Origin of the sequence: Rhizobium sp. TAL182 (assembly GCF_002117725.1) — a bacterium.
GTDB classification, from domain to species: domain Bacteria; phylum Pseudomonadota; class Alphaproteobacteria; order Rhizobiales; family Rhizobiaceae; genus Rhizobium; species Rhizobium esperanzae.
Genome location: NZ_CP021024.1, coordinates 504,694 through 529,001, shown reverse-complemented (window position 1 = coordinate 529,001; position 24,308 = coordinate 504,694). Strand labels below are relative to the sequence as shown.

Genomic DNA, 24,308 nt, shown 5'->3' with positions numbered 1-24,308 from the left:
CGAGACCTGTCATGAAAGCAGTTGTTTGTCGTGAGCCCGGCGTGCTCGAGATCGTCGAGCGGCCATCTCCCGCCGCACCGGCGCCCGGCTGGGTGCGGCTCGCCGTCAGCCATGTCGGCATCTGCGGCACGGATTATCATATCTTCGAGGGCAAACACCCTTTCCTCGAATATCCCCGGGTGATGGGGCACGAGATCTCGGCGACCGTCATCGAAGCCGGTGACGGCGTAACGCTTGCGGCCGGCACACCTGTTATCGTCAACCCCTATCTCTCCTGCGGCCAATGTGTCGCCTGCATCAAGGGCAAGCCGAATTGCTGCACCAACATCAAGGTGCTCGGCGTCCATACCGACGGCGCCTTCTGCGAAGAGATCTCTGTTCCGGCAGGCAATCTCTATCCCGCCAGGGGCCTCAGCCTGGAGGCGGCGGCGACCACGGAATTTCTGGCGATCGGCGCGCATGCGGTGCGCCGCTCGCTGGCCGGCGCCGGCCAGCGCGCACTCGTCATCGGCGCCGGCCCGATCGGCCTCGGCGCGGCGATCTTTTCGCGCATTGCCGGTCACGAGGTGACGCTGCTCGATACCAGTGCCGAACGGCTGCAGATGGCCGCGGAACGGTTTGGTTTTACCTCAGGCATCGTCGCCGATGCGAAAACCGCAGATGTCGTGCGGGAAAAAACCGATGGCGACGGTTTCGACGTGGTCTTCGACGCGACCGGTTACGGCCCGTCGATGGAGAAAGCCTTCTCCTTCGTCGCCCATGGCGGCGCACTGGTGCTGGTCAGCGTCGTCAAGGACGATATCCGCTTCTCCGACCCGGAATTCCACAAGCGCGAAATGATGCTGATCGGCAGCCGCAACGCCACCCGCGCCGATTTCGAACATGTGGCGGATTCGATCGCCAAGGGCCTGGTGCCGGTGGACAAGCTGATCACCCATCGCACGACGCTTGCCGATGCGCCACGCGATCTCGCCCGCTGGGCGCATGAGAAGAGCGGGCTGATCAAGGCGGTGATCCGGGTTGGGGGTTAGAGGAATTGCCGGGGGTCGAGCCAGTGGTCTCGACCCGTTCTTCCGACCCCGCGAATTTCCCCTGCGAGAAGTGAGCGAGGAACAGAGAGGCTGCCGCAAATCTCTTCTCCCTTCGGGGAGAAGAGGGATTCGAGAGGTCGCGGCATCCCCTTCTTCCCCAGGCGTTCGCGTCACCAGCAGCCGCTAACCCGCAGCCGCAATCACTCTGCGCATCTCCCTGACCACCGCAACATCCGTCTTATTCGTACTCTTCGCCTCGAAACCGAAGGCAACCGCACGGGGGTCGGCGCTTTCGACCGGTGAGCTGCAGGATCCATGCACCTCGCGGGCGCCGGTCGCCTGCAAGATCGCCCCGGCATTGGCCGGGCGGATGCCGCTGCCGGGCATGATGGAGATGCGGCCGGCCGCTTTGGCCGAGAGGCGTTTCAGCGTTTCGATCCCGTCTGCGGCCTTCAGCGCGCAGCCGGAGGTCAGGATGCGCTCAAAGCCGAGCTCGACCGCCTGCTCCAGCGCCTGGTCGGCATCCGGCACCAGATCGAAAGCCCGGTGCAGCGTCGAGCCGAGGCCTGATGCATGCGCCTTCAGGCGGCGGACCAACGGCAGGTCGAGCGTGCCGTCCGGCCGGTTGGCGCCGATGACGACACCGGCGAGGCCTGCGGCGCGCACGGAATCGATATCGAGCATCATCGCTTCTTCGTCCGTCCTGCCGAAGATGAAGAGGCCGGCATGCGGGCGGATCATCGCATAGATTGGGATGGGTGCGCGGGCGGCGATCTTCATCAGGCTCGACAGCGGCGTCAGGCCGCCGAGCTCCAGCGCCGAGCAGAGTTCGATGCGGCCGGCGCCGCCCTCGATTGCGGCAGCAAGGCCTTCGGCGCTGTCGACGCAGACCTCAAGTAAAATCGTCATGCTGCGCTCTCCCTAACGCTATTGGTTTGCGCGACAGATTCCGACGTAATCCTCGCCGCCGCTTCGATGATGACGGCGCAGGCATCGGCGGCGGCTTTGCGATGGTTGAAGGCGACGTGATAGGACATCGGCAGATGCTCGTCGAGATCGACGATGCGTACCTTGTCGGCGATCGGCACGGCGCTGACCCGGCCGAGAAAGGAGACGTAGCCGTGATTGGCGACGAGATCGACGATCACGGGCAGCGAATCCGCCGCGGTGATATCGCGGCTGCGCAAGCGCCGGTCGGGCGCCCGCTCGTCGCTGAAGGTCATGGCCGCATGGCCGAGGCCAGTGCGCGGGCTCGGCATGCAGATCGCATGCGCGGCAACGAGATCGGCAACCGAGGTTTGCGTGCTTTGCGGCGGTGCGATCACCACCATCTCGGTTCGCAGCAATTCGCGGTGGCGGAAGTCATCCAGGCCGAAGACCGAATCCAGAATCGCCACATCGATGCGGCCGCTCTTCAGCGCCTCGCGCAGATCGTCGGCGGTCATCGAGACCAGCGAGATCGCATTGTTGTTGCGGCGCGCATTCCATTCGGAGACCAACAAGCCGAGGCAGCGCGCCACCCAGCTTTCCGATCCGGTCGGAATGATCGAGCCGATGCGCAGCGACCGGGCGGTGCGCCGGTAGCGCTCGTCGGCCGCCGATTTCAGATCATTCCATGCCTGGCTGATCGCCATGAAGATCTGGTAAGCGCGCCTGCCCTCCTCCGTCAGCACCGAGCCCTGCGCCTGCCGCTCGAACAGGCGGCGGCCGAGAAATTTTTCGAGATTGGCAAGCTGCAGCGAAAGCTGCGGCTGACCGAGATGCAGGCGGCGAGCCGCGCGGTTGATGCTGCCCTGGTCGGCGACTTCGAGGAACCGCTCGATCGCGCCGATCTTGACGGGAATGCGGGCGGCCCAGGCCTCATCGATCCCGCCGGCGCCGACTTGGCCGGCGAATAGGCAGAGTTCGCCGATCGCGACCGTGATCGGCTCCAGGCCTTCGAGCACGCCGCCGCTTGCGATCAGCGTCACCAACTCGCCGGAGGCGCGTTCCGTCAGCTTCATCGCCAGCTCGGTCTCGGCATTGCGGATGGCCGCAGACACGGTGGAGGGCGACAACTGGAAACGACGCGCGGTCTCGCGGACCGACGCCGAGGTCAGGACGTGACGGATGATGAACAGGGCGCCGAGATGCAAAGGCTGGCTCCGGAAAGCGCTTTAAAAACCGGACGATATGATGTGTTCGGGAAAAAAGATATCCCTGCCTCGACAGAGCCGGGCTATCGTCGCCGTCATAAAGATCCGGGCGGCGGTTATCCGCAGAAGAGCACCGGAACCATCGCGGAAACACGCAAGGGAACAAAAACAAATCGCGCCGACCGTGGAAAAGGGAATGCCTTTCCGCGCGCCGAGCCGCGTTCGCCGCCATAATCTCGGGCGCGAGCGCAAATACTGGAGGGGGCTTGCATCGATTTTTCGAACGTGCACGCTATTTCCATGACGCACGCAATTCCGGCATGATGGCGGCCTTGTCGCCTTCGCCGGCGGATTTCCTGCGCATACGCCTCCCGCCGGGGGCTTGCGCCACGTCAACGGTGTTAAAACAGGGGATATTCATGCTGAAGAAACTCGCACTTGCCGTCTCGCTCTCCGCCTTCGCGGCGGGTGCGGTTCAGGCCGCAGACGTCGTCGTCTCGTCGAAAATCGATACGGAAGGCACGCTGCTCGGCAACGTCATCGCACTGGCGCTCGAAGCAAACGGCATCAAGACGCGGGACCGCATCGCGCTCGGCGCCACACCCGTGGTGCGCAAGGCGATCACCGCAGGCGAAATCGATATTTATCCAGAATATACCGGCAATGCCGGCTTCTTCTTCAACAAGGCCGACGACGCGGCCTGGAAGAACAACGACCAGGGATATGAGCTGGCGAAGAAGCTCGATTACGACGCCAACAAGATCGTCTGGCTGACGCCGTCGCCGGCCAATAACACCTGGGCGCTTGCCGTGCGCAACGACGTCGCCAGCCCGAACAAGCTGAAGACCATGTCCGAATTCGGCAAATGGGTTGCCGGCGGCGGCACCGCCAAGCTTGCGGCATCCGCCGAATTCGTCAATTCGGCTGGCGCGCTTCCCGCCTTCCAGACGACCTACGGCTTCCAGCTGAAGCCCGATCAGATGGTCGTTCTCTCCGGCGGCGACACGGCGGCGACGATCAAGGCCGCGGCCGACCAGACGAACGGCGTCAACACCGCCATGGTCTACGGCACCGACGGCGCGATCGAAGCGGCCGAACTCACCGTTCTCGAAGACGACAAGGGCGTGCAGCAGGTCTATGCGCCGACCCCGATCATCCGCGAAGCGGTGCTGAAGGCCAATCCGAAGATCGAGGAGATCCTCTCGCCGATCTTCAAGAGCCTCAGCGCCGACGAGTTGCGCAAACTCAACGCCAAGATCCAGGTCGACGGCGAGCCGGCAAAATCCGTCGCCGAGGCCTATCTCAAGGAAAAAGGCTTCCTGAAGTAATCATCGCCCGCTCCGCCCGGCAGCGGGCGGAGCGTCCTTTCCCCATAAGGTTGGATCGATGGACGAAACCTCAGCGGTGCGCAGGCTGGACCGGCTCGGCGTGGTTCTGGTGGCCGGCGGCATTGCGGCCACCGCACTGATGCCCTTCATCTACGTCAAGGCAAACCGTATCGCCGCCGGCAAGCCGATGTTGCTCACCCAGCTCTTTCCCCAGCCTTCCGTCGTCATCCTGACCGCCCTGCTTATTCTCACCGCCCTGGCGACGCTGTTTCTGCGCAGCGCATTGGCGCGGCTTGTCATTGCCACCCTTTGCCTTGCCGCTCTGATCGCCGCGATCGGCCTGGTCTCGACTGCGGCGACGCCGCCCGGCAGCACGGTGGCGCGCATGACACCCGGCGGCGGTTTCTGGGTGCTGTTTGCGGTGATCGGGCTCATCATATCGGATGCGCTGGTCAAGATCCGACTGGCACCGTGGATGCGGGTGGTGGCGCTTGCGGGTTACACGACGCTGCTCTTCGTCTTCCTCTTCTCCGGCCTGCTCGACAGCCTATCGATCATGAAGGAATTCTCGACGCGGGCCGCCCAGTTCGAGACGGAAGCATTTTCGCATCTGTTGCTGGCGCTCGGCTCGCTTGCCATCGCCATTATTCTCGGCCTGCCGCTCGGCATCCTCTGCTTCTGGGTGCCGCGGCTGCGCGCCGTCGTGCTGCAGGGCCTGAGCCTCATCCAGACGATCCCGAGCCTGGCGCTCTTCGGCCTGTTGATGCTGCCGCTCGGCTATCTCGCCACGCATGTGCCGCTGGCATCAGCGATCGGCATTCGCGGCATCGGCACGGCGCCGGCGCTGATTGCGCTGGTGCTCTATTCGCTGCTGCCGATCGTTGCCAATACCGTCGTCGGCCTGCAGGGCGTCGACCCCTCGGTGCGCGATGCGGCGGCCGGCATGGGGCTGACGCGCCGGCAGATCCTCGCCGGTATCGACATGCCGCTCGCCTTTCCGGTCATCCTCACCGGCATCCGCATCGTGCTGGTGCAGGCGATCGGCATGGTGACGATCGCCGCGCTGATCGGCGGCGGCGGCTTCGGCATCTTCATCTTCCAGGGGCTCGGCCAGACGGCGATGGACCTCGTCCTGCTCGGCGCCGTGCCGACCGTGTTCTTCGCCTTCTCATCGGCCGTCATCCTCGATGCGGTCATCGACAGCATCCGGGGACCTGCCGCATGAGCATGATCGAGATCAGCAACGTCACCAAGCGCTATGGTGCTGCCACCGTCGTCGACAAAGTCTCGATGAAGGTCGACAAAGGCGAGATCACCGTCATCGTCGGCACATCGGGCTCGGGAAAATCGACGCTGATGCGGATGATCAACCGGCTGGTGCCGATCAGCGAGGGCCAGATCTCCGTCGGCGGCCAGAATGTGATGGATGTCGAGGTGACCGAGCTCCGTCGCCGGATCGGTTATGCAATCCAGGGGCACGGGCTGTTTCCGCACCGGACCGTGGCGCAGAATATCGCCACCGTCCCGCAGCTGCTCGAATGGGATTCCAGACGCATCGCCGCCCGCGTCGAGGAGCTGCTCGGGATTTTCAATCTCGATCCGGCTGATTTCGCCGACAAATATCCGCACCAGCTTTCCGGCGGCCAGCAGCAGCGTGTCGGCGTCGCCAGGGCGCTCGCCGCCGAACCGGAACTGCTGCTGATGGACGAACCCTTCGGCGCGCTCGATCCGGTCATCCGCGGCAAGGCGCAGGACGACCTGCTGGCGATCCAGAAGCAGTTCGGCACCACCATCATTCTCGTCACCCACGACATGGACGAGGCGTTCCATCTCGGCAATCAGATCGCGGTGATGAGCCAGGGCCGATTGCTGCAATGCTCCACGCCGGAAAAGATCCTCACCGAACCGGCCGATCCTTTTGTGCAGCAACTGACCGGCACCTCCGACCGGGCGCTGAAGCTGATGTCGCTGCTGCCGCTGAAGGAAAGCATGCAGCCGGCCAAGAGCGGTCTCGCCTATGCCCTGCCGCAATCGCTCAGCCTTCGGGATGCGCTCGCCGAAATGATCTGGCAGGGGGTCGATGAGGCGGCGGTGCAGGATAGCGAGAAGGCGCCGGTCGGTTCGATCTCGATGGCGCGGCTGCTCGAACTGGGCCGCAAGGCATGAAACTCCTCGTCGCCAATCTCTTCCGCCTGGCGGCGCTCGCCCTACTGCTCATCCTGCTGTTCAGGACCGAGTGGCTTTCCTTCCTGCTGACGCCGCTGACCAGCAACAATGCGCCCGCCGTCTATACGCAGAACAGCCTTGCGTCGCTGGCTGCCGGCCATTTGCAGCTCGTCGTCGGATCCATCGCCTGCAGCGCCGTACTCGCCGTGCTCGGCGGCATCTTCGTCACCCGCGAAAGCGGCGCCGACTTCCTGCCGCTGTCGCGGGCGATTGCCAATGCCGGGCAGACCTTTCCGCCGGTCGCGGTGCTGGCGCTCGCCGTCCCCGCCACCGGCTTCGGCGCCATGCCGACGCTGATCGCACTCTTTCTCTACGGCCTCTTACCGATCTTCGAAAATACCGTCGCCGGTCTCAAGCAGGTGTCGCCGCAGGTGCTCGACGCGGCCGACGGCATGGGCATGAGTGCCACGCAGCGGCTGTTGCGGGTCGAGCTGCCGCTTGCCCTGCCCCTGATCCTCGAAGGGCTGAAGGTCGCGACCGTGATCAATATCGGCACGGCGACGATCGGCTCGACGGTGGCGGCAAAGGGCCTGGGCGAGGTGATCATCGCCGGGCTGATATCGGACAATACCGCCTTCATCCTGCAGGGCGGACTGATCGTCGGGCTGATGGCGGTCCTGATCTATGACGCCATGGGTCTGATCGAAAGCGCGATCACGCGAAGAATCGGCTTGCGCGCGGCTTAAGAGGACCGCTACCAAGGCTGGCGTGATCGAAGCAATGGGAGGCAGAATTGGCCAAGATGATCCACTCGATGATCCGCGTTCTCGACGAGGTGCGCTCGGTCGACTTCTACGGCAAGGCCTTCGGTCTTACGGTCGCCGACCGCGTCGATTTCGACACCTTCACGCTGATCTACCTGAGCAATTCCGAGACCGGCTTCGAGCTGGAGCTGACCGTCAACAAGGGCCGCGCCGACCCCTACGATCTCGGCAAAGGCTATGGCCATCTCGCCGTCTCGGTCGAAGAAGTCGCCATCGAGCGCGAGCGCATGGTGAAACTGGGGCTCAAACCGGGCGAGCTGGTGGAGCTCAACCGCGACGGCAAGCTCTTCGGCCTGTTCTTCTTCGTCAGCGATCCCGACGGCTACAAGATCGAGGTGCTGCAGCGCCACGGCCGGTTTCTCTGACCGCGCGCGATCTTCCGACCCAACCATAATCCCACAGCTTCGAGCGGCATAACCAGGAGCCCGCCATGATCGAGAAGACCGCGCTCAATTCCGGCTGGACACTCACCTGCAACGATACAGGAAGACCCGACCTGCCGAATGTGATAGCGGCGACGGTGCCGGGATGCGTCCATACCGACCTTCTCGCCGGCCGGCTGATCCCCGATCCCTATATCGACGTCAACGAGATCACCAACGACTGGGTCGGCAGGGCGGGCTGGACCTATCGCTGCCGCTTCGAGGCGACGCCTGACGAGGGCAACGTGCAGGAACTCGTCTTCGACGGGCTCGATACGATCGCGGTCATCAGCCTCAACGGCGAAGAGATCGGCCGCACATTCAACATGCACCGCACCTACCGCTTCGATGTTTCCGAGCTGCTGAAGACCGGCGCCAACGAACTCTCCGTCACCTTCCGCTCCGCCTACGCCTACGGCGCAGAGATGGAGAAGCACTACGGCTACCGGCCCAACAACTATCCAGGCCCGGGCAATCTGATGCGCAAGATGGCCTGCAATTTCGGCTGGGACTGGGGACCGACATTGGTGACGGCGGGCCTCTGGAAAACGGTCAGGCTGGAGAACTGGAATCGGGCGCGGCTCGCCGAGACGCGGGTGTCTGCAAGCCTTGCCGGCGGCGAGGGGCTGGTGACGGTGCATGCAAGGCTGGCGCGCCACGGCAATGCCCGGCCGTGCCGGCTGACCGCCGAGATCGGCGGTGTGACGACGACTGCGGCGATTGCGCCTGGTGAAGACACGGTCGCTTTCGAAATTAGCCTGCCCTCGCCCCAGCTCTGGTGGCCGCACCATCTCGGCGCGCAGCCGCTCTATCCGCTGACGCTCATGCTGATCGACGAGGCCAGCGGCGATCAGCTCGACCGCTTCGAGCGCGAGCTCGGCTTCCGCTCGCTGCGGCTTGACACTTCGGCCGACGCGCATGGTTCGGCCTTCACCTTCGTCATCAACGACGTGCCGCTGTTCATCGCCGGCGCGAACTGGATCCCCGACGATTGTTTCCCTTCGCGGGTGACGGCCGACCGTTACGCCGCCCGGATTGAGGAGGCGAAGGCCGCCAATATCCACATGCTGCGCGTCTGGGGCGGCGGTATCTTCGAGCGCGACGAATTCTACGCGGCCTGCGATCGCATGGGCATGCTGATCTGGCAGGATTTCCTCTTTGCCTGCGCGGCCTATCCGGAGGAGGAGCCGCTTCGAAGCGAGGTCGAGGCGGAGGTGCGCGACAATGTCGTGCGGCTGATGCCGCATGCCAGCCTGATCCTCTGGAATGGCAACAACGAGAATATCTGGGGCTTCGACGAATGGGGCTGGCGGCCGATCATCAAGCAAGGGGAGAGCTGGGGGCTCGGCTATTATCTCGACCTGCTGCCGAGGCTTTGCAGTGAGCTCGATCCCGACCGGCCCTATTATCCCGGCAGCCCCTATTCCGGCTCGATGGAGATCGAGCCGAATGCCGACGGACATGGCTGCAAACATATATGGGACGTGTGGAACGATGTCGGCTACGAGGTCTACCGCGACTATATCCCGCGCTTCTGCTCTGAATTCGGCTGGCAGGCGCCGCCCGCCTGGGCGACGATCGAAGAAAGCGTGCATGACCAGCCGCTGACGCCGCAATCGAACGGCGTCTTCCACCATCAGAAGGCGACGCAGGGCAATGACAAGCTGATCCGCGGGCTGGCCGGCCATCTGCCGGAGCCAAAGACGATGGACGACTGGCACTTCGCCACCCAGCTCAACCAGGCCCGCGCCATCCGCTTCGCCATCGAGCACCTGCGCTCGCATCGGGAGATCTGTAGGGGTGCGGTGGTCTGGCAGTTCAACGATTGCTGGCCGGTGACCTCCTGGGCGGCGCTCGATTCGGCCGGTCGCCGCAAGCCGCTCTGGTATGCGCTGCAGGCAGCCTATGATCCACGCCTGCTGACCATCCAGCCGCGCGGCCGCGGACTTGCGGCAGTGGCGGTCAACGAACGCACGCTGTTCTGGCGGGCGAAGATCAGCGGCAGACGTTTGAAGCTCGACGGCACCGTGCTGGCCGAATTCGAATTCTGGCGCCTGCTCTGCGACCGCTTCGAAGCCAAGGAATTTCCGCTGCCCGAGAATATCGTCAGGCCGGACTTACCAAAGGACGAGGTCATCGTCGTCGAGATGCTCGACCGGCGAGCGTTGCATTATTTCGTCGAGGATATCGAGCTTGCCCTGCCGGTGCCGCGGCTGGCGGTCGATGTGACCGGCACTGAGGGCGGTTATGCCGTGAAGGTGACGGCCGAGAATTTCCTCAAAGACCTCTGCCTGATGGCGGATCGGCTGGATCCGGATGCTGTGGTGGATACGATGCTGGTGACGCTGCTGCCGGGCGAGGGCCATGTGTTTGCGGTGAAGACGGCAAAGGTGATTTCGGCCAATGACATTGTCGTCGGTACAGTGCTGCGGTCGGCCAATGATCTTGTCGCGGGTCGACAATAAAGGCGGCAGCAACGTCTCGACTCCCTCTTCTCCCCTCGGGGAGAAGAAGAGATGCCGCGGCCTCCCAGTTCCTGGCAACTTTTGTAAGGCACGTCACCACACACCAAAAAGGCCCCGCATCGCACGGGGCCCTTCCAGCTCGGTCCATCGGACGACGTTACATCCAGTAGGGCGGCACGCCGTAGTAGTCATAGACCCGGCGGCCATTATCGTTGTACCAGGTGTCATCATCGTCCGAATAGCTGGGTGCGCCTTCGATCTGCTCCTTGGTCAGGTCGATGCGATAGCCGTCCAGCTGGGTGTCGTAATTCAGCTTTTCCCAGGGCAGCGGATAGTGATCGTGACCGATGCCCAGGAAGCCGCCGAAGCTCAGCACCGCATAGGCAACGCGGCCATCGCGCTTGCCGATGATCAGGCGTTCGATCGAGCCGATATGCCGGCCATCGGCGCCATAGACGCGGGTACCTTCGACGCGGTCGCTGGCGATCAGCGAATGCGTTTCCTTGGCGTTCGGGTCACGGCGGCTGGCGTCGGTGTCCTGATTCAACATTTGAACCTCCTTTGGTGTTTCCTCATGGTTGGTATGAAAGGTCAACGCCATGGCGGACTCAAAGTTCCCTGCCTTTCGAGCGCTGCGCGGCGAGCCAATGTTGACGTTTACGTCAAGGTTAGTATAGCGTCATTCGGCTTGAACCGTTCAGGCAATGGCATAAGCTGCCGGACAGGAAGATGGAGGATGCTTCCGGTCAATTGCGGGCCAGCCGATAGCGGCTCGGCGCCGGCGCAGCGGCCGCAAGGGAGAGAGAGAGAGACACGATGAGCAGCATTTCCGTCCATCCGAACGGAGCAAAAGCCGACAAGCCCTGGCTTGCCACCTATCCCGAAATGGTTCCGGCCGAACTCCCGCCGCTGGAACATGTCTCTCTTGCCGAACTCCTGGAAAAGTCCTGCGCCCGTTACGCCGACCGGACGGTTTTTTCCAGCATGGGCAAGGCGATGAGCTACCGCGAGCTGGAGGACCAGACGCGCAAGGTCGCCGCCTGGCTGCAGAGCATCGGCCTCGAGAAGGGCGACCGCGTCGCGGTGATGATGCCGAACGTCCTGCAGAATCCGGTCGCGACCTATGCCATCCTCAGAGCCGGTTTCGTCGTCGTCAACGTCAATCCCCTCTATACGCCGCGTGAGCTCGAACACCAGCTGCGCGATTCCGGCGCCAAGGCGATTTTCGTGCTGGAGAATTTCGCCCGCACGGTCGAGCAGGTCCTGAACAAGACCGACCTGCGCCACGTCGTCGTCACCTCGCTCGGCGAAATGCTGGGGCCGAAGGGGCTGATCGTCAATTTCGTCGTGCGCAAGGTGAAGAAGCTCGTTCCCTCCTGGTCGATCCCGCAGCATAAGAGCTTCAGCCAAGTACTGCGCGAAGGCGCGAAGAAGAACCTCCAGCCGGTCACGCTTGCCGGCGGCGACGTCGCCTTCCTGCAATATACCGGCGGCACAACAGGCGTTGCCAAGGGTGCGATGCTGACGCATCAAAACCTGCTCGCCAACAAGCTGCAGCTGTCGCTCTGGCTGCGATCGGCCTTCGAGCGCAAGAAACAGCCGGAAGTGCTGAATTTCCTCTGCGCGCTGCCGCTCTACCACATCTTCGCGCTGACGGTGAATTCGCTGATGGGCATGTCGCTCGGCGCCCACAATATCCTGATCGCCAATCCGCGCGACATTCCCGGCCTCGTCAAGGAATTCGAAAAGTCCGATGTGCATATCTTCCCGGGCCTCAACACGCTGTTCAACGCACTGATGAACAATGCCGAATTCGCCAAGCTCGACTTCTCCTCGCTGATCATGTCGCTCGGCGGCGGCATGGCCGTCCAGCGCCCGGTCGCCGAGCGCTGGCTGAAGATGACCGGCACGGCAATTACCGAGGGTTACGGCCTTTCCGAGACCTCGCCCGTCGCCACCGCCAACCGCTTCGATTCGATCGAGTTTACCGGCTCGATCGGCCTGCCGCTGCCCTCCACCGAACTCGACATCCGCGACGAGGAGGGCCGTCCGCTGCCATCAGGCGAAATCGGGGAGATCTGCATCCGCGGGCCGCAGGTGATGGCCGGCTATTGGCAGAAACCGGAGGAAACGGCGCGGGTGATGACGGCCGACGGCTATTTCCGCTCCGGCGACATGGGCTTCATGGACGAACGCGGCTACACCAAGATCGTCGACCGCAAGAAGGACATGATCCTGGTTTCGGGCTTCAATGTCTATCCGAACGAGATCGAGGAAGTCGCCGCCATGCATGCCGGCATTCTCGAAGCCGCGGCGATCGGCGTGCCGGACGGGCATTCGGGCGAAGCGGTAAAACTCTTCGTGGTCAGGAAGGATCCGAACCTGACAGAGGCGGAGGTGAAGGCCCATTGCATCGCCAATCTCACCAATTACAAACGCCCGCGCTTCATCGAATTCCGCACCGAGTTGCCGAAGTCGCCTGTCGGCAAAATCCTGCGCAAGGACCTGCGCGGCTGAATTTGACGAATTCAAAGTGTTACAGCGTCTTTGCGCGTCTTTCAGACGCATGGCGCTGTAATGAAATTAACAGCCATCCGCTTCCTGCAGATGGCTCAGGCTGCGGACAAACCACTGCAAAACCCGCGACGTCATCCTCGGCCTTGTGCCGAGGATCTGCGCCGGTCTCATTAAGCATCTGAAAATAAATATTTTCCTGTCAAACAATGATCGTGGTCAGAGGCTCGGCATAGGCCGAGCATGACGGAGGAGACTTTGTCAACAAACTGAGCCATCCGCTTCCCGCGGGTGGCTTTTTTGTATTCGGAGCGGCGGCCGAACTTGATTTGGCCCCGATAAAGCGAATAGTTTCCGCAACCCTTTCCGCCTCCAAAGGAGCCTCCCCATGAACGCCATCGTCGAACAGCTGAAAAGCACTGCCGCCGCCACCAAGGCGACCGATCTCCGTGCCGCCTTCGCCGCCGATCCGCAGCGTTTTTCGCGCTTTTCCGTCGCGCTCGACGATCTGTTGATGGATTTTTCCAAAACGGCGGTGAATGACGACATCCTGAAGCTGCTGGTCAAGCTTGCCGAAGACGGCGGCGTTGAGAAGAAGCGCGAGGAGATGTTCTCCGGCAAGGCGATTAACTTCACCGAAGACCGCGCCGTTCTGCACATCGCGCTGCGCAACCGCTCCAACACGCCGGTTCTGGTCGACGGCAAGGACGTGATGCCCGATGTCAACGCGGTTCTCGCCGCCATGGGCAGATTTGCCGACGAGATCCGCTCCGGCGCACTGAAGGGCGCCACCGGCAAAGCGATCACCGATGTCATCAATATCGGCATCGGCGGCTCGGATCTTGGCCCTGTCATGGCGGCGCTGGCGCTTGCCCCCTTCCATGACGGCCCGCGCGCCCATTTCGTCTCCAATATCGACAGCGCCCACATTGCCGACATCCTGAAGCTCGTGCAGCCGGAGACGACGCTGTTCATCGTCGCCTCGAAGACCTTCACCACCGTCGAGACGATGACCAACGCGCAGACGGCGCGCAATTTCATCGCCAAGGCGCTCGGCGAAGCGGCGGTGCAGCATCACTTCGCCGCCGTCTCGACGGCGCTCGACAAGGTCGCCGCCTTCGGCATCGACAGCGCCCGCGTCTTCGGCTTCTGGGATTGGGTCGGCGGCCGCTATTCGATCTGGTCGGCGATCGGCCTGCCGCTGATGATCGCCGTCGGCCCTGAGAATTTCGGCAAGTTCCTCGACGGCGCGCATGCCGTCGACAATCATTTCCGTCAGGCACCGATTACCGAAAACCTGCCGATGCTGCTCGGCCTGATCGGCTTCTACCATCGCAATGTGCTGGGTTATCCCACCCGCGCCATCCTGCCCTACGACCAGCGCCTGTCGCGCTTCCCGGCCTATCTGCAACAGCTCGACATGGAATCGAACGGCAAGGGCGTCACCATCGACGGCACGCCGGTCGAGGGCAATTCCGGCCCGGTCGTCTGGGGCGAGCCCGGCACCAACGGCCAGCACGCCTTCTATCAGCTCATCCATCAGGGCACGAGCATCATCCCGGCCGAGTTCATGATCGCCGCCAATGCCTTCGAGCCGGAGCTGCGCCATCAGCACCAGCTCTTGATCTCCAACGTTCTCGCCCAGTCGGAAGCGCTGATGAAGGGCCGCACCTTCGCCGAAGCCAAGAAGCAGCTGACCGACAAGGGCATGGACGACAAGAAGGCCGATTTCATCGCCCCGCACCGCGTCTTTACGGGCAACCGGCCGTCGATCACCTTCGTTTACGACAAGCTGACGCCTTACGCGCTCGGCCGCCTCATTGCGCTTTACGAACACCGCGTCTTCGTCGAAGGCGTGCTCTTCCGCATCAACTCCTTCGACCAGTGGGGCGTCGAGCTCGGCAAGGAACTGGCGACGGGCCTGCTGCCTGTTGTCGAAGGCAAGGAGAGCGCGGCAGGCCATGATTCCTCGACGCAAGGGCTGGTCGCGGCGCTGGCGAAACTCGCGAAGTAGGCGCTCGAGGGCAGCGCATCACCTCAATCCGTGCGGCCGGGCAACTGTCCCTGCCATCCTCCGGCGGCCTGAGAGGGGCCGCCGACAGGCTGCGATTGGCGCGCCCAATGACCGGCCGACGCCGCCATTGGCGCCGACATCATCATTGCAAACTGACATCGACGCGGTCGGGTGCGGGCCTCCGCGCGACGGGCTCGTCGTCCGCAACCGGATGAAACGTTCTTCTAATGGAAAATTGTAGAAAGAATTCTTCCATTCCGCCGGAATCGCCCTAGATTCAAGCAAATTCTGTGCAATGGGTACTTCCGACGACATGGCCTATCAAGCCCGGGACGGCGCTCCGTTCCATTGTTCCCGCCGGCCTATGCGGCGGCCCCGCGTCCGGATGGCTCGTTCGATGTCGGTGCCTGCCCAGCATCGTCCCCGTCACATTCAGGAGGTTTTCCGGGACGCTCGTCATCTCGCGTTTTCATGTAGCATCTCAACTGAAGGAAGCTTATGAGCCGTCTTATCGTCGTTTCCAATCGCGTTCCCGTGCCGAGCAAAGATGGCGGTGCGGCCGGCGGCCTCGCCGTCGCGCTGCAGGCGGCCCTGCAGGCGCGCGGCGGCATCTGGATGGGGTGGTCGGGAGAATCGAGCGGCGACAGGGAACCCGGCGCGCTGTCGCTGCAGCAGAAGGGCAACATCACCTATGCCCTGACCGACCTCACCGACACCGACGTCGAGGAATATTATCGCGGCTTTGCAAACCGCGTTCTCTGGCCGATCTGCCACTACCGCCTGGATCTCGCCGAATATGGCCGCAAGGAAATGGCCGGTTATTTCCGCGTCAACCGTTTCTTCGCGCACCGGCTGGCGCCGTTGATCGAGCCGGACGACATCATCTGGGTTCACGATTACCATCTCATTCCGCTCGCCGCCGAACTGCGCCAGATGGGGCTGAAGAACCGGATCGGCTTCTTTCTGCACATTCCCTGGCCGCCGGCCGACATTCTCGTCACCATGCCGGTCCACGAGGAGATCATGCGTGGGCTCTCGCATTACGATCTCGTCGGCTTTCAGACCGACTATGATCTCCAGAATTTCGCCGGCTATCTCAGACGGGAGGGCATCGGCGACGACCTCGGCAACGGATTGTTCGATTCGCACGGGCGGATCTTCAAGGCCGGCGCCTATCCGATCGGCATCGAGACCGCAGCCTTTGCCGAATTCGCCGAGAAGGCGGCAAACAACGTGATGGTCCAGAAGACCCGGCGCAGCATCGAAGGCCGCGACATGATCATCGGGGTCGATCGTCTCGATTATTCGAAGGGCATCATTCAGCGGCTGGAAGCTTTCGAGCGTTTCATCACCTGTAATCCGGCCTACCAGAACAAGGTGACCTTTCTGCAGGTCACGCCGAAATCGCGATCGGAAGTGCCCGAATACGAGCAGATGCAGAAGATGGTCGCCGAACAGGCCGGCCGCGTCAACGGCGCCATCGGAACGGTCGACTGGGTGCCGATCCGTTATGTCAACCGATCGATCAGCCGCAACGTGCTCGCCGGGCTCTTCCGGCTGGCGACAATCGGGCTGGTCACACCCTTGCGCGACGGCATGAACCTCGTCGCCAAGGAATATGTCGCCGCCCAGGACCCGGATCGCCCTGGTGTCCTGGTGCTGTCACGCTTCGCCGGCGCCGCACGCGAGCTGAAGGGGGCGCTGCTGGTCAACCCCTATGATGTCGAAGGCACGGGCAATGCGATTGCGCGAGGGCTTGCCATGTCGCTTGAGGAGCGCCGTGACCGTTGGAGTATGATGATGGAACATCTGCTCTCGCACGACGTGTCGCTGTGGTGCAAAGATTTCCTGCGGGACCTGGTGACCGCTCCGAGCTCCGATCGGAGCGTGGTTCAGCGATAGGCTCTTTAGCTAGCGCGCTAAGAATAAAATCTCTGGCAAATCAGTGCTGGTTGGCACGAAATGGAGCGTAGGCGTTGCGGCATATCCCCTTCTCCCCGCGGGGAGAAGAGGGAACCGAGACGTCGCGGCATTCCTCCTTCACCCCGTTTACGGAGAGAAGGTGCCGGCAGGCGGTGAGGGGCCGACGCTGGCTTAAGCCTTAAAGTCCGATCTCATGCGCCCAGGGCGGATTGGCGCCGGCGCGGGAGACGGTGACGGCGGCGGCTTTGGCGCCGAGTGTCAGGGCGTTGCGCACCGCCTGTTCGTCGAGCGAGGCGACCTGCGCCTTGGTCAGCAGGCCATCCCTCTTCAGCGAGGCCAGCACGCCGGCATCGAAGGTGTCGCCGGCGCCGACCGTGTCGACGACTGCGACGCGCTCGCTCGGCACCGTCACCTTGCGCTCCCTGGTATAGCCGGAAGCGCCTTCGGCACCCTTGGTGATCACGACAAGCTTGGCGCCGTGGGCAAGCCAGTGGGCGGCGAGTGCGTCGTGGTCGCCTTCAAGGCCGAACCAGTCGAGGTCTTCGTCGGAGAATTTGACGATGTCGGCTTTGGCCGCCATGCGCTTGATGCGGGCCATATGCGCCGGCACGTCCTTGATGAAGCCGGGGCGGATGTTGGGATCGAGCGAGATGACGCGCTTTTCGGCTTCGCGGTCGAGCAGCGCTTCGTAGGTTTCCCCGCAAGGGCTCGGGATCAGGCTGATCGCGCCGAAATGCAGCGCTTCGCAATCGTCGCCGAGGGTAGGCAGGTCGGCCTCGGTGATCATGCGGCCGGCGGTGCCCTCGTCGTAAAAGGCATAGGTCGCCTGGCCGTTGACGAGCTTGACGAAGGCGATGGTCGACGGGCGCTGCGTGATGGCGCAGTGGCTGTAATCGACATTGGCGGCCTTCAGCGTCGCCAGCAGGATTTCGCCCATCATGTCGTCGGCAATGCCGGTGAAGAAGGCGGTCGGGATGCCGAGGCGGCCGAGCGCGATCGCGGTGTTGAAGATCGCCCCGCCGGCATAGGGCGCAAAACCCTTTTCACCCAGGGTCGTGTCCCTCGGCAGCATGTCGATCAAGGCTTCGCCGCAGCACAAAATCATCGAATTCCTCCCACAGGGCCTACATTCTTCAATCGATTTAAGCGAGCTTTTGTCAAAAGGCTAGAGCGAAAGCTCACTGACGCCACCATTCCTTCCCGACCAGGCGAGCGGCGCATCGAGGAAGGCCTCGACTTCTTCGAGCGTCTTGTCGTCGAACAGCTTCTGCGCCCTGGCGACGGCCAGAACATTGCGCCAGGTGGCGATATGATGCAGCCGGACCTTGCCGTCGGTAAAGCGCTGTTGGCCGAAGATATCGTAGAAAAACAGCGCGATGCCGTGATCGACGACGCCGCCGGCGGCGCGCACGGCATCAATGAACTTGAACATGCTGCCGCCGGCCGTCGTCAGGTCCTCAATGACGAGCACACGCGAGCCTTCCGGCATATTGCCTTCGATCTGGGCATTGCGGCCATGGCCTTTCGGCTGCTTGCGGACATAGATCATCGGCAGGCCGAGCCGGTCGGCGAGCAGGGCGGCGAAAGGAATGCCGGCGGTCTCGCCGCCGGCGATGCAGTCGAACTGCTCGAAACCGGCGTCACGCGTCAGCGTGCTGGCCGCGAAATCCATCACGGTCGAGCGGATGCGCGGATAGGAGAGCAGCTTGCGGCAATCGATATAGACCGGGCTCGCCATGCCGGAGGAGAGCTTGTAAGGCTGAGCGGCGTTGAAATGCACCGCCTTGATCTCCCAGAGCATCTTGGCCACCAGTTCGGCCATTACGGCGCGGTCGGGAAATGTCGTCTGGATCATGCGGCTCTCCTTCAGCTTTGCGTCTCCGGCAATAGCAGCAAGAGCCCCGAGTTTCCAGACGCAACACGGTTGTATCAGCGCAGCAGCCGGCTGAAATCGACGAGCTGCATCGTCTTGAACAGAGCGATCGCCCGGGCGCCCTCCTCCGCATCCAGCGATACAGCGTAACGCACGGCAGCGGCCAGCAGCTGCATCGTCAGCCGGGCAATCGCCAGAAGCTCGCCGTGGTCGCGATCGGGCCACAGGCGGACGAGCACGGCGAGAAACGCCTGGGCGTGGAATTCCATGTCCTCGGCATCGATCTGCTGCAGCAGCTTGTCGGTATGGGTCGCATGCCAGAGATCGCGCATGACGGGCTCGCGGCGGAAAAAGGCGTAATATTCGTCGACGATATTGGCGAGCGCGCCTTGCAGGGCAGCGGCGTCGGCGACCTTTGCCAATTCCGCCGCGACACAGCGCCTGCCCTCGTCGTTGAAGCGTTCGGCCAAGGTCCGGATGATCGCGCTCTTATCGGGGAAATACTGGTAGAGCGCCCCGAAAGAGATGCCGGCCGTCTCGACGATCTCGCTCATCTTCAGGCCGTCGCTGCCCTTGCTTTCGATCAGCTCGGCGGCGGCGGCAAGGATCTTTTCGAAGCGTTCGCGGCCGCGCTGCTGGCTGGGGATCCGGCGCGGCTGCCCCGTATGCTGCTGACGCCTGCGCGGCGCGACGGCCTGTTCCGACAATGCTCTCTCCTTCACGGTTGACAAGCAAAATAAGAGAGTTTATCTCATTTCGCAAATGAGAGAGTTTCTCTTATTTTCTCGGAAGGAGTTTCGACATGCAGATCGTCCTTATCCTTTCCCTCGTCGCCGCGGCGCTCGGCAGCGGCCTTGTCGCCGGTATCTTCTTTGCCTTCTCGACCTTCATCATGACCGCCTTTTCGCGCATCCCGGCGGAACAGGGCATTGCGGCGATGAACTCGATCAACGTGACGATCGTCCGCTCGCCCTTCATGGCACTGTTCGTACCGACGGCGATCCTCTGTCTCGTCATAACAGTGCTGGCGGTGATCAACTGGCGCGGCGGGGCGTCGGCGCTGATGCTGGCGGGAGCCGCACTCTATGTCGTCGCCTCCTTCCTTTCGACCATCATCTTCAACGTGCCAATGAACGATGCGCTGGAAAAGGTGAGCGGCAACGGGCCGGAAGCGGTTGCGCTGTGGAGCACCTATCTCAAGGACTGGACCTGGTGGAACCATGTGAGGACGGTGGCCTCGCTGCTGGCTTCGGTCGCTTTCGTCAGGGCGTTGATGATCGTTTGAGACATGCAAGGAGCAGCGTTGCGGCGCGTCCTTCGAGGCTCCACCCTACGGCTTCCGCGCCTCAGGAAGAGGGACGTCGGAGGGTGCCGCGGCTTGTTTTGCGAAGGACGAGGCGGGTATTCCGGCGTCCGAATGGGTCTCCCCTGCCCATCCCACCCTCCGTCATGCTCGGCCTTGAGCCGAGCATCCACACCGCATTCAACAGCAGCAGCCGTCGCATGGATCCCAGGCTCAAGGCCTGGGATGACGGAGAGAGTGGTCGGCGTTCTCGCCAAACTCGCCGCCAGCTAACGCCGAACTTTCAAACGTGCGGCGTCGCGGGGCGGCTGGCTGCATCCGGCCGAAGGCGCAGTTATGAGGGGATGCGTCCGGAATCAAGACGCGGTGCGCGATACCTCGGCCGGAACCGCTCTGAGGTGGGCGGCCAGCTCGACGCGGTTGCGCCCGCCCCGCTTGGCGGCGTAGAGCGCCTTGTCGGCGGCACTCAGCATGGTGTCGAAATCCGGCATCTGCGAGCGGCCGGGGGCGACGCCGACGCTGACCGTGCATCTCAGCATCTGGCCGTCGACGTCGATCTCGCGCGCCTCGAAGGCCCGGCGGATGCGTTCGGCGACCAGTTCGGCCCGGCCGGGCATGATCTCTTTCAGCACCAGCGCGAACTCCTCGCCGCCGAGCCGGGCGGCGGTGTCGCCGGCGCTGCAATGGGCCTGGAGTTCCTCGGCGAAGACGGTGATCACGCGGTCGCCGGCGGCATGACCATAACGGTCGTTGACGGATTTGAAATGGTCGATGTCGAAGACGATGACGGCGGTGGTCGTTCCCATGGGACGCGTGCCATATTCGTCGAAGACGGCACGGCGGTTGAGCAGGCCGGTCAGCGGATCGGTGATCGCCTCCAGGCGATGGCGGGCGGCAAGACGCCACTGATGCAGCGCCAGCGACAAGGCGCCGATCCCGGTCATGCCGGCGATGCAGACGGCAAGGCTCAGATCCTCGGCCCAATTGCTGGGCGCAGCGCCGAGCACCAGCTTGCCGTCGGCAATCAGCACGGCGGCGCAGAGCACGAAGGAGATCGCCGTGGCGGTATAGAGCGCGGCAATGCCGAGGATCGGCGCCGGGGCTTCGGCGCGGGCGAGCCAATATTGCCGGGCGGTGGCAAAGAGCAGCAGCGCGATGGCAAGATTGTCTGCGATGAAGGCCAGGCCGTCATAGCCCGCCAGCATCGGCACGGTGGAAGAGATCATCGCGGCCAGCGCGCGGATGGCAATGGCCGGGATCGACAGGCAACCGGTGAGGAACTGTTTGCCGGCGCCCCAGATGGTGGAAAAACCGGCATGGAACAGCACGAAGCTGCCAATGGCGAAGGCTGCTTCCGGCCGGTTGACATAGGCGCTGTAGACGAAGATTCCGCTGACGACGAGGACGAGGCCGATCGTAGCGGTCAGCAGGACGGTTTCGGCCCGGCGCACCAGCCAGCTGCCCATCAGGGTCACGGCAAGGCATGCTGCGGAGACACCGAGCGCCAGCAGCAGGGAGTTATAGTCAAGCGTCATGCTCTTCAGTCTCCGCAGCTGCGCCGGAATATCGGCAACTCATGGGGTCCGCGACGAGGACTGTCTTACGCATCCGTTAACAAATGATGCACCGCACAATGCAAATGTTACGCGTTTAACGTCGCGCTGAAATTTTAGATGAATTTTCGATTTAAAATTGAAATCCTGGCTGTTACGCCTGCGGCACCACTTGCCAGTGCAAGGGAAACATCGGATCGAAGACGGTAACTGGTCCGGCGCCGGTTTCAATCTTCGCGGGAAAGACGACGGGCTCGGCCTGCTTTGCCAGGGTGATGCGTTCCTCGTTCGGCTGAAGCCCATACCAGGCCGGCCCGTTCAGCGAGGCGAAGGCTTCGAGCTTGTCGAGGGCACCCTCCTCCTCGAAGACGTGAGCAAGGCAGCTCATCGTGTTGATCGAGGTATAAATGCCGGCGCAGCCGCAGGCGCATTCCTTCAAGGGATCGACATGCGGGGCAGAATCGGTGCCGAGGAAGAAGCGCGGATCACCGCTCACGGCGGCGGCGCGCAAAGCCAGGCGGTGGTTCTCGCGCTTGGCGACCGGCAAGCAGTAATAATGCGGGCGGATGCCGCCGACGAGGATGGCGTTGCGGTTGATGATCAGATGGTGAGTGGTGATCGAGCCGGCGAGATTGCCCTTGGCCGCCTTGATGTAATCGATGCCGTCTGCTGTGGTCACATGCTCCATCGTCACCTTCAGCTCCGGCAGGCGCCGGCGCAGCGGATCGAGCACGGTGTCGAGGAAGACGGCCTCGCGGTCGAAAATATCGACATCAGGCGTCGTCACTTCGCCGTGGACGCAGAGCGGCAGGCCGATCTTCGCCATGCGCTCCAGTACCGGCATCGCCTTTTCCATGTCGCGCACGCCACCATGCGAATTGGTGGTGGCGCCGGCGGGGTAAAGCTTGACGGCGGTGATGAGGCCGCTTTCCGCCCCCGCCTCGACATCGTCGGGGCTGGTGTGTTCGGTGAGATAAAGCGTCATCAGCGGCTGGAAGCGATGGCCGGCCGGCAGGGCCTTGAGGATGCGCTCGCGATAGGCGGTGGCATCCGATGTGGTGACAACCGGCGGCACCAGATTGGGCATGATGATGGCGCGTGCGAAGGTGCGGCTCGTATCGGCGATCACGCCCTCCAGCATGGCGCCGTCGCGCAGATGCAGGTGCCAGTCGTCAGGACGGCGGATGGTGATCGATTGCATGGCAGGCCTCCGAAGCGATGCGTCTGCGGCCTCGATAGCACTAAAGCGGGCCGCATTGAAATCGATTCATGCGCCGCGCTTTCGCTCTTTGTTTTGATGCATGTCGTTCTCCCGGAACCGCGGTACACTTCCTGATGACATGCATTACGCCAGCGCGATCTCCAGCGTCACATCGGCCGGGCGGCGGTTTTCGAGGATCAGCCTGCCGTTCGGCAGGTCGTTGCCATAGACCTTGGCGCTGGCCGCCTCTTCGCTGAGATTATAGCCGCGCCAGCGGTCCCAAAGGCGTTCCTCGAGCACCTCGATCGGCGGCGCCAGCATGATGGTGAAATCGAAGATGCCGTCGAGTTCGGCCCATTTTCCCTGTGTGAACAGCAGATAATTGCCTTCGACGATGATGAACCGGTCCTTGGGATCGATCGGCCGGGCCGAGGCGATGGCGAGTTCACGCGCGCGATCGAAGACCGGCACCAGAACCTCCTGGTCGGCCGGCCTGACGGCGCGGACGATATCGAGGAAGCCACGGACGTCGAAAGTTTCGGGAATGCCCTTGCGGGCCAGAAGGCCGCGTTCGATCAGGATGGCATTGTCCATGTGAAAGCCGTCCATCGGCAGGACCGCGGCGCTTTCGCCCTTGGCTTTCAGCGCCGCCGCCAGATTGTCGGCCATGGTCGATTTTCCCGAACCCGGCGGCCCGGCAATGCCGATCAGGAAACGTCTGGCATCGCCGGCGCGGCCAAGAACCTCGCCGGCGATTTCGTCGATGCGTGCACTCATGCCGCAACAGGCTCCGTCGGCACCGCCTTGGCGCCGGTCATGAAGGCGACGGCATCCGACATGGTGTATTCCTTCGGATTGATCACCGTCAGGCGCCGGCCGAGGCGATGGATATGGATGCGGTCGGCCACTTCGAAGACATGCGGCATGTTGTGCGAGATCAGCACGATCGGCAGGCCGCGGGCGCGCACATCGAGGATCAGTTCCAGCACCTTGCGGCTCTCCTTGACGCCGAGCGCCGCGGTCGGCTCATCCATGATGATGACCTTCGAGCCGAAGGCGGCGGCGCGGGCGACGGCGACACCTTGGCGCTGACCGCCCGACAGCGTCTCCACCGCCTGATTGATGTTCTGGATGGTCATCAGGCCGAGTTCGGAAAGTTTGTTGCGCGCCAGCTTTTCCATCGCCGGCCGGTCAAGCATGCGGAACAGTGAGCCGAGCGGGCCTTTTTTGCGGATCTCGCGACCGAGGAACATGTTGTCGGCGATCGAGAGCGCCGGCGACAGGGCAAGGTTCTGGTAGACAGTCTCGATGCCGGCTTCGCGCGCTTCCATCGGTGAGCGGAACTGCACCTGCCGGCCTTCGAGCGTGATCACGCCTTCGTCGGGCGTGACGGCGCCTGAAATCGCCTTGATCAGCGAGGATTTGCCGGCGCCGTTGTCGCCGATGACGGCAAGGATTTCACCCGGGTAGAGGTCGAAATCGGCATTGTCGAGCGCGGTCACGCGTCCATAGCGCTTGACGAGTCCGCGGGCAGTGAGAATGGGTTCGTGAGCCAT

The 24,308-nt window shown here is 63.1% G+C and carries 22 protein-coding genes; 12 read left to right on the top strand and 10 right to left on the bottom strand.

Features of this window, described 5'->3' with window-relative positions:
- Positions 1-11: 11 nt before the first annotated feature.
- Complete coding sequence (locus tag Tal182_RS02670) at positions 12-1,031, top strand: zinc-binding alcohol dehydrogenase family protein (protein ID WP_085857984.1); 1,020 nt, start codon at positions 12-14, stop codon at positions 1,029-1,031.
- 183 nt (positions 1,032-1,214) lie between these two features.
- Here Tal182_RS02670 and Tal182_RS02665 read toward each other — a convergent pair whose 3' ends face one another.
- Positions 1,215-1,940, bottom strand: a complete 726-nt coding sequence (locus Tal182_RS02665) for a copper homeostasis protein CutC (RefSeq protein ID WP_085857983.1) — start codon at positions 1,938-1,940, stop codon at positions 1,215-1,217.
- Entirely contained in the window at positions 1,937-3,166 is a 1,230-nt protein-coding gene (locus Tal182_RS02660) for a LysR family transcriptional regulator (protein ID WP_085857982.1), read from the bottom strand. Before Tal182_RS02660 ends, Tal182_RS02665 begins: the two co-directional genes overlap by 4 nt.
- Between Tal182_RS02660 and Tal182_RS02655 the strand changes: the two genes are divergently transcribed.
- The 7 genes from Tal182_RS02655 (at position 3,134) to Tal182_RS02625 (ending at position 10,371) form a co-directional block, all read left to right on the top strand.
- Positions 3,134-3,400 carry an acetyltransferase gene (locus Tal182_RS02655; protein WP_245344802.1) on the top strand — a complete coding sequence of 89 codons (267 nt, stop codon included), beginning with the start codon at positions 3,134-3,136 and terminating at the stop codon, positions 3,398-3,400. The two genes, Tal182_RS02660 and Tal182_RS02655, sit on opposite strands and share 33 nt — an antisense overlap.
- Positions 3,401-3,585: 185 nt before the next feature.
- Complete coding sequence (locus Tal182_RS02650) at positions 3,586-4,494, top strand: ABC transporter substrate-binding protein (RefSeq protein ID WP_085860782.1); 909 nt, start codon at positions 3,586-3,588, stop codon at positions 4,492-4,494.
- Between the two features lie 58 nt (positions 4,495-4,552).
- Positions 4,553-5,719, top strand: a complete 1,167-nt coding sequence (locus tag Tal182_RS02645) for an ABC transporter permease (RefSeq protein WP_085857980.1) — start codon at positions 4,553-4,555, stop codon at positions 5,717-5,719.
- Entirely contained in the window at positions 5,716-6,660 is a 945-nt protein-coding gene (locus Tal182_RS02640; protein ID WP_085857979.1) for an ABC transporter ATP-binding protein, read from the top strand. The genes Tal182_RS02645 and Tal182_RS02640 overlap by 4 nt, the downstream gene beginning before the upstream one ends.
- Positions 6,657-7,406, top strand: coding sequence for an ABC transporter permease (locus Tal182_RS02635; protein WP_085741695.1), 750 nt, complete (start codon positions 6,657-6,659; stop codon positions 7,404-7,406). The genes Tal182_RS02640 and Tal182_RS02635 overlap by 4 nt, the downstream gene beginning before the upstream one ends.
- Positions 7,407-7,453: 47 nt before the next feature.
- Positions 7,454-7,849 carry a VOC family protein gene (locus tag Tal182_RS02630; RefSeq protein WP_085857978.1) on the top strand — a complete coding sequence of 132 codons (396 nt, stop codon included), beginning with the start codon at positions 7,454-7,456 and terminating at the stop codon, positions 7,847-7,849.
- A 65-nt stretch (positions 7,850-7,914) separates the two neighbouring features.
- Positions 7,915-10,371, top strand: coding sequence for a glycoside hydrolase family 2 protein (locus tag Tal182_RS02625; protein WP_085857977.1), 2,457 nt, complete (start codon positions 7,915-7,917; stop codon positions 10,369-10,371).
- A 157-nt stretch (positions 10,372-10,528) separates the two neighbouring features.
- Here Tal182_RS02625 and Tal182_RS02620 read toward each other — a convergent pair whose 3' ends face one another.
- Positions 10,529-10,921, bottom strand: a complete 393-nt coding sequence (locus tag Tal182_RS02620; RefSeq protein ID WP_037143114.1) for a PRC-barrel domain-containing protein — start codon at positions 10,919-10,921, stop codon at positions 10,529-10,531.
- Between the two features lie 266 nt (positions 10,922-11,187).
- Between Tal182_RS02620 and Tal182_RS02615 the strand changes: the two genes are divergently transcribed.
- From Tal182_RS02615 to otsA, 3 genes are all read left to right on the top strand, one after another.
- Complete coding sequence (locus Tal182_RS02615) at positions 11,188-12,888, top strand: long-chain fatty acid--CoA ligase (RefSeq protein ID WP_085857976.1); 1,701 nt, start codon at positions 11,188-11,190, stop codon at positions 12,886-12,888.
- Positions 12,889-13,273: 385 nt separating this feature from the next.
- Positions 13,274-14,899, top strand: coding sequence for a glucose-6-phosphate isomerase (pgi, locus tag Tal182_RS02610; protein ID WP_085857975.1), 1,626 nt, complete (start codon positions 13,274-13,276; stop codon positions 14,897-14,899).
- A 498-nt stretch (positions 14,900-15,397) separates the two neighbouring features.
- Positions 15,398-16,801, top strand: a complete 1,404-nt coding sequence (gene otsA / locus Tal182_RS02605) for an alpha,alpha-trehalose-phosphate synthase (UDP-forming) (protein WP_085857974.1) — start codon at positions 15,398-15,400, stop codon at positions 16,799-16,801.
- A gap of 199 nt (positions 16,802-17,000) precedes the next feature.
- Here otsA and Tal182_RS02600 read toward each other — a convergent pair whose 3' ends face one another.
- The 3 genes from Tal182_RS02600 to Tal182_RS02590 all read right to left on the bottom strand — a co-directional run bounded on the left by Tal182_RS02600 (position 17,001) and on the right by Tal182_RS02590 (position 19,402).
- The gene (locus tag Tal182_RS02600; RefSeq protein ID WP_085857973.1) at positions 17,001-17,927 is read right to left on the bottom strand and encodes a carbohydrate kinase; all 927 of its coding nucleotides are present in this window, start codon (positions 17,925-17,927) and stop codon (positions 17,001-17,003) included.
- 60 nt (positions 17,928-17,987) lie between these two features.
- Entirely contained in the window at positions 17,988-18,677 is a 690-nt protein-coding gene (locus Tal182_RS02595; protein WP_085857972.1) for an orotate phosphoribosyltransferase, read from the bottom strand.
- Positions 18,678-18,751: 74 nt separating this feature from the next.
- Positions 18,752-19,402: a TetR/AcrR family transcriptional regulator gene (locus tag Tal182_RS02590; RefSeq protein ID WP_085857971.1), complete on the bottom strand. Its 651-nt coding sequence runs from the start codon at positions 19,400-19,402 to the stop codon at positions 18,752-18,754.
- Positions 19,403-19,497: 95 nt separating this feature from the next.
- On the opposite strand from Tal182_RS02590, the gene Tal182_RS02585 reads away from it, so the two are divergent.
- On the top strand, positions 19,498-19,980 hold the full coding sequence (locus Tal182_RS02585; RefSeq protein ID WP_064809479.1) for an anthrone oxygenase family protein: 483 nt from the start codon (positions 19,498-19,500) through the stop codon (positions 19,978-19,980).
- Positions 19,981-20,354: 374 nt separating this feature from the next.
- Here Tal182_RS02585 and Tal182_RS02580 read toward each other — a convergent pair whose 3' ends face one another.
- The 4 genes from Tal182_RS02580 to Tal182_RS02565 all read right to left on the bottom strand — a co-directional run bounded on the left by Tal182_RS02580 (position 20,355) and on the right by Tal182_RS02565 (position 24,308).
- The gene (locus Tal182_RS02580) at positions 20,355-21,533 is read right to left on the bottom strand and encodes a GGDEF domain-containing protein (protein ID WP_085857970.1); all 1,179 of its coding nucleotides are present in this window, start codon (positions 21,531-21,533) and stop codon (positions 20,355-20,357) included.
- A 172-nt stretch (positions 21,534-21,705) separates the two neighbouring features.
- The gene (pyrC, locus tag Tal182_RS02575) at positions 21,706-22,752 is read right to left on the bottom strand and encodes a dihydroorotase (protein ID WP_085857969.1); all 1,047 of its coding nucleotides are present in this window, start codon (positions 22,750-22,752) and stop codon (positions 21,706-21,708) included.
- A 144-nt stretch (positions 22,753-22,896) separates the two neighbouring features.
- Positions 22,897-23,529, bottom strand: a complete 633-nt coding sequence (locus Tal182_RS02570) for a nucleoside triphosphate hydrolase (protein WP_064817356.1) — start codon at positions 23,527-23,529, stop codon at positions 22,897-22,899.
- Complete coding sequence (locus Tal182_RS02565) at positions 23,526-24,308, bottom strand: ATP-binding cassette domain-containing protein (protein ID WP_016734905.1); 783 nt, start codon at positions 24,306-24,308, stop codon at positions 23,526-23,528. The genes Tal182_RS02570 and Tal182_RS02565 overlap by 4 nt, the downstream gene beginning before the upstream one ends.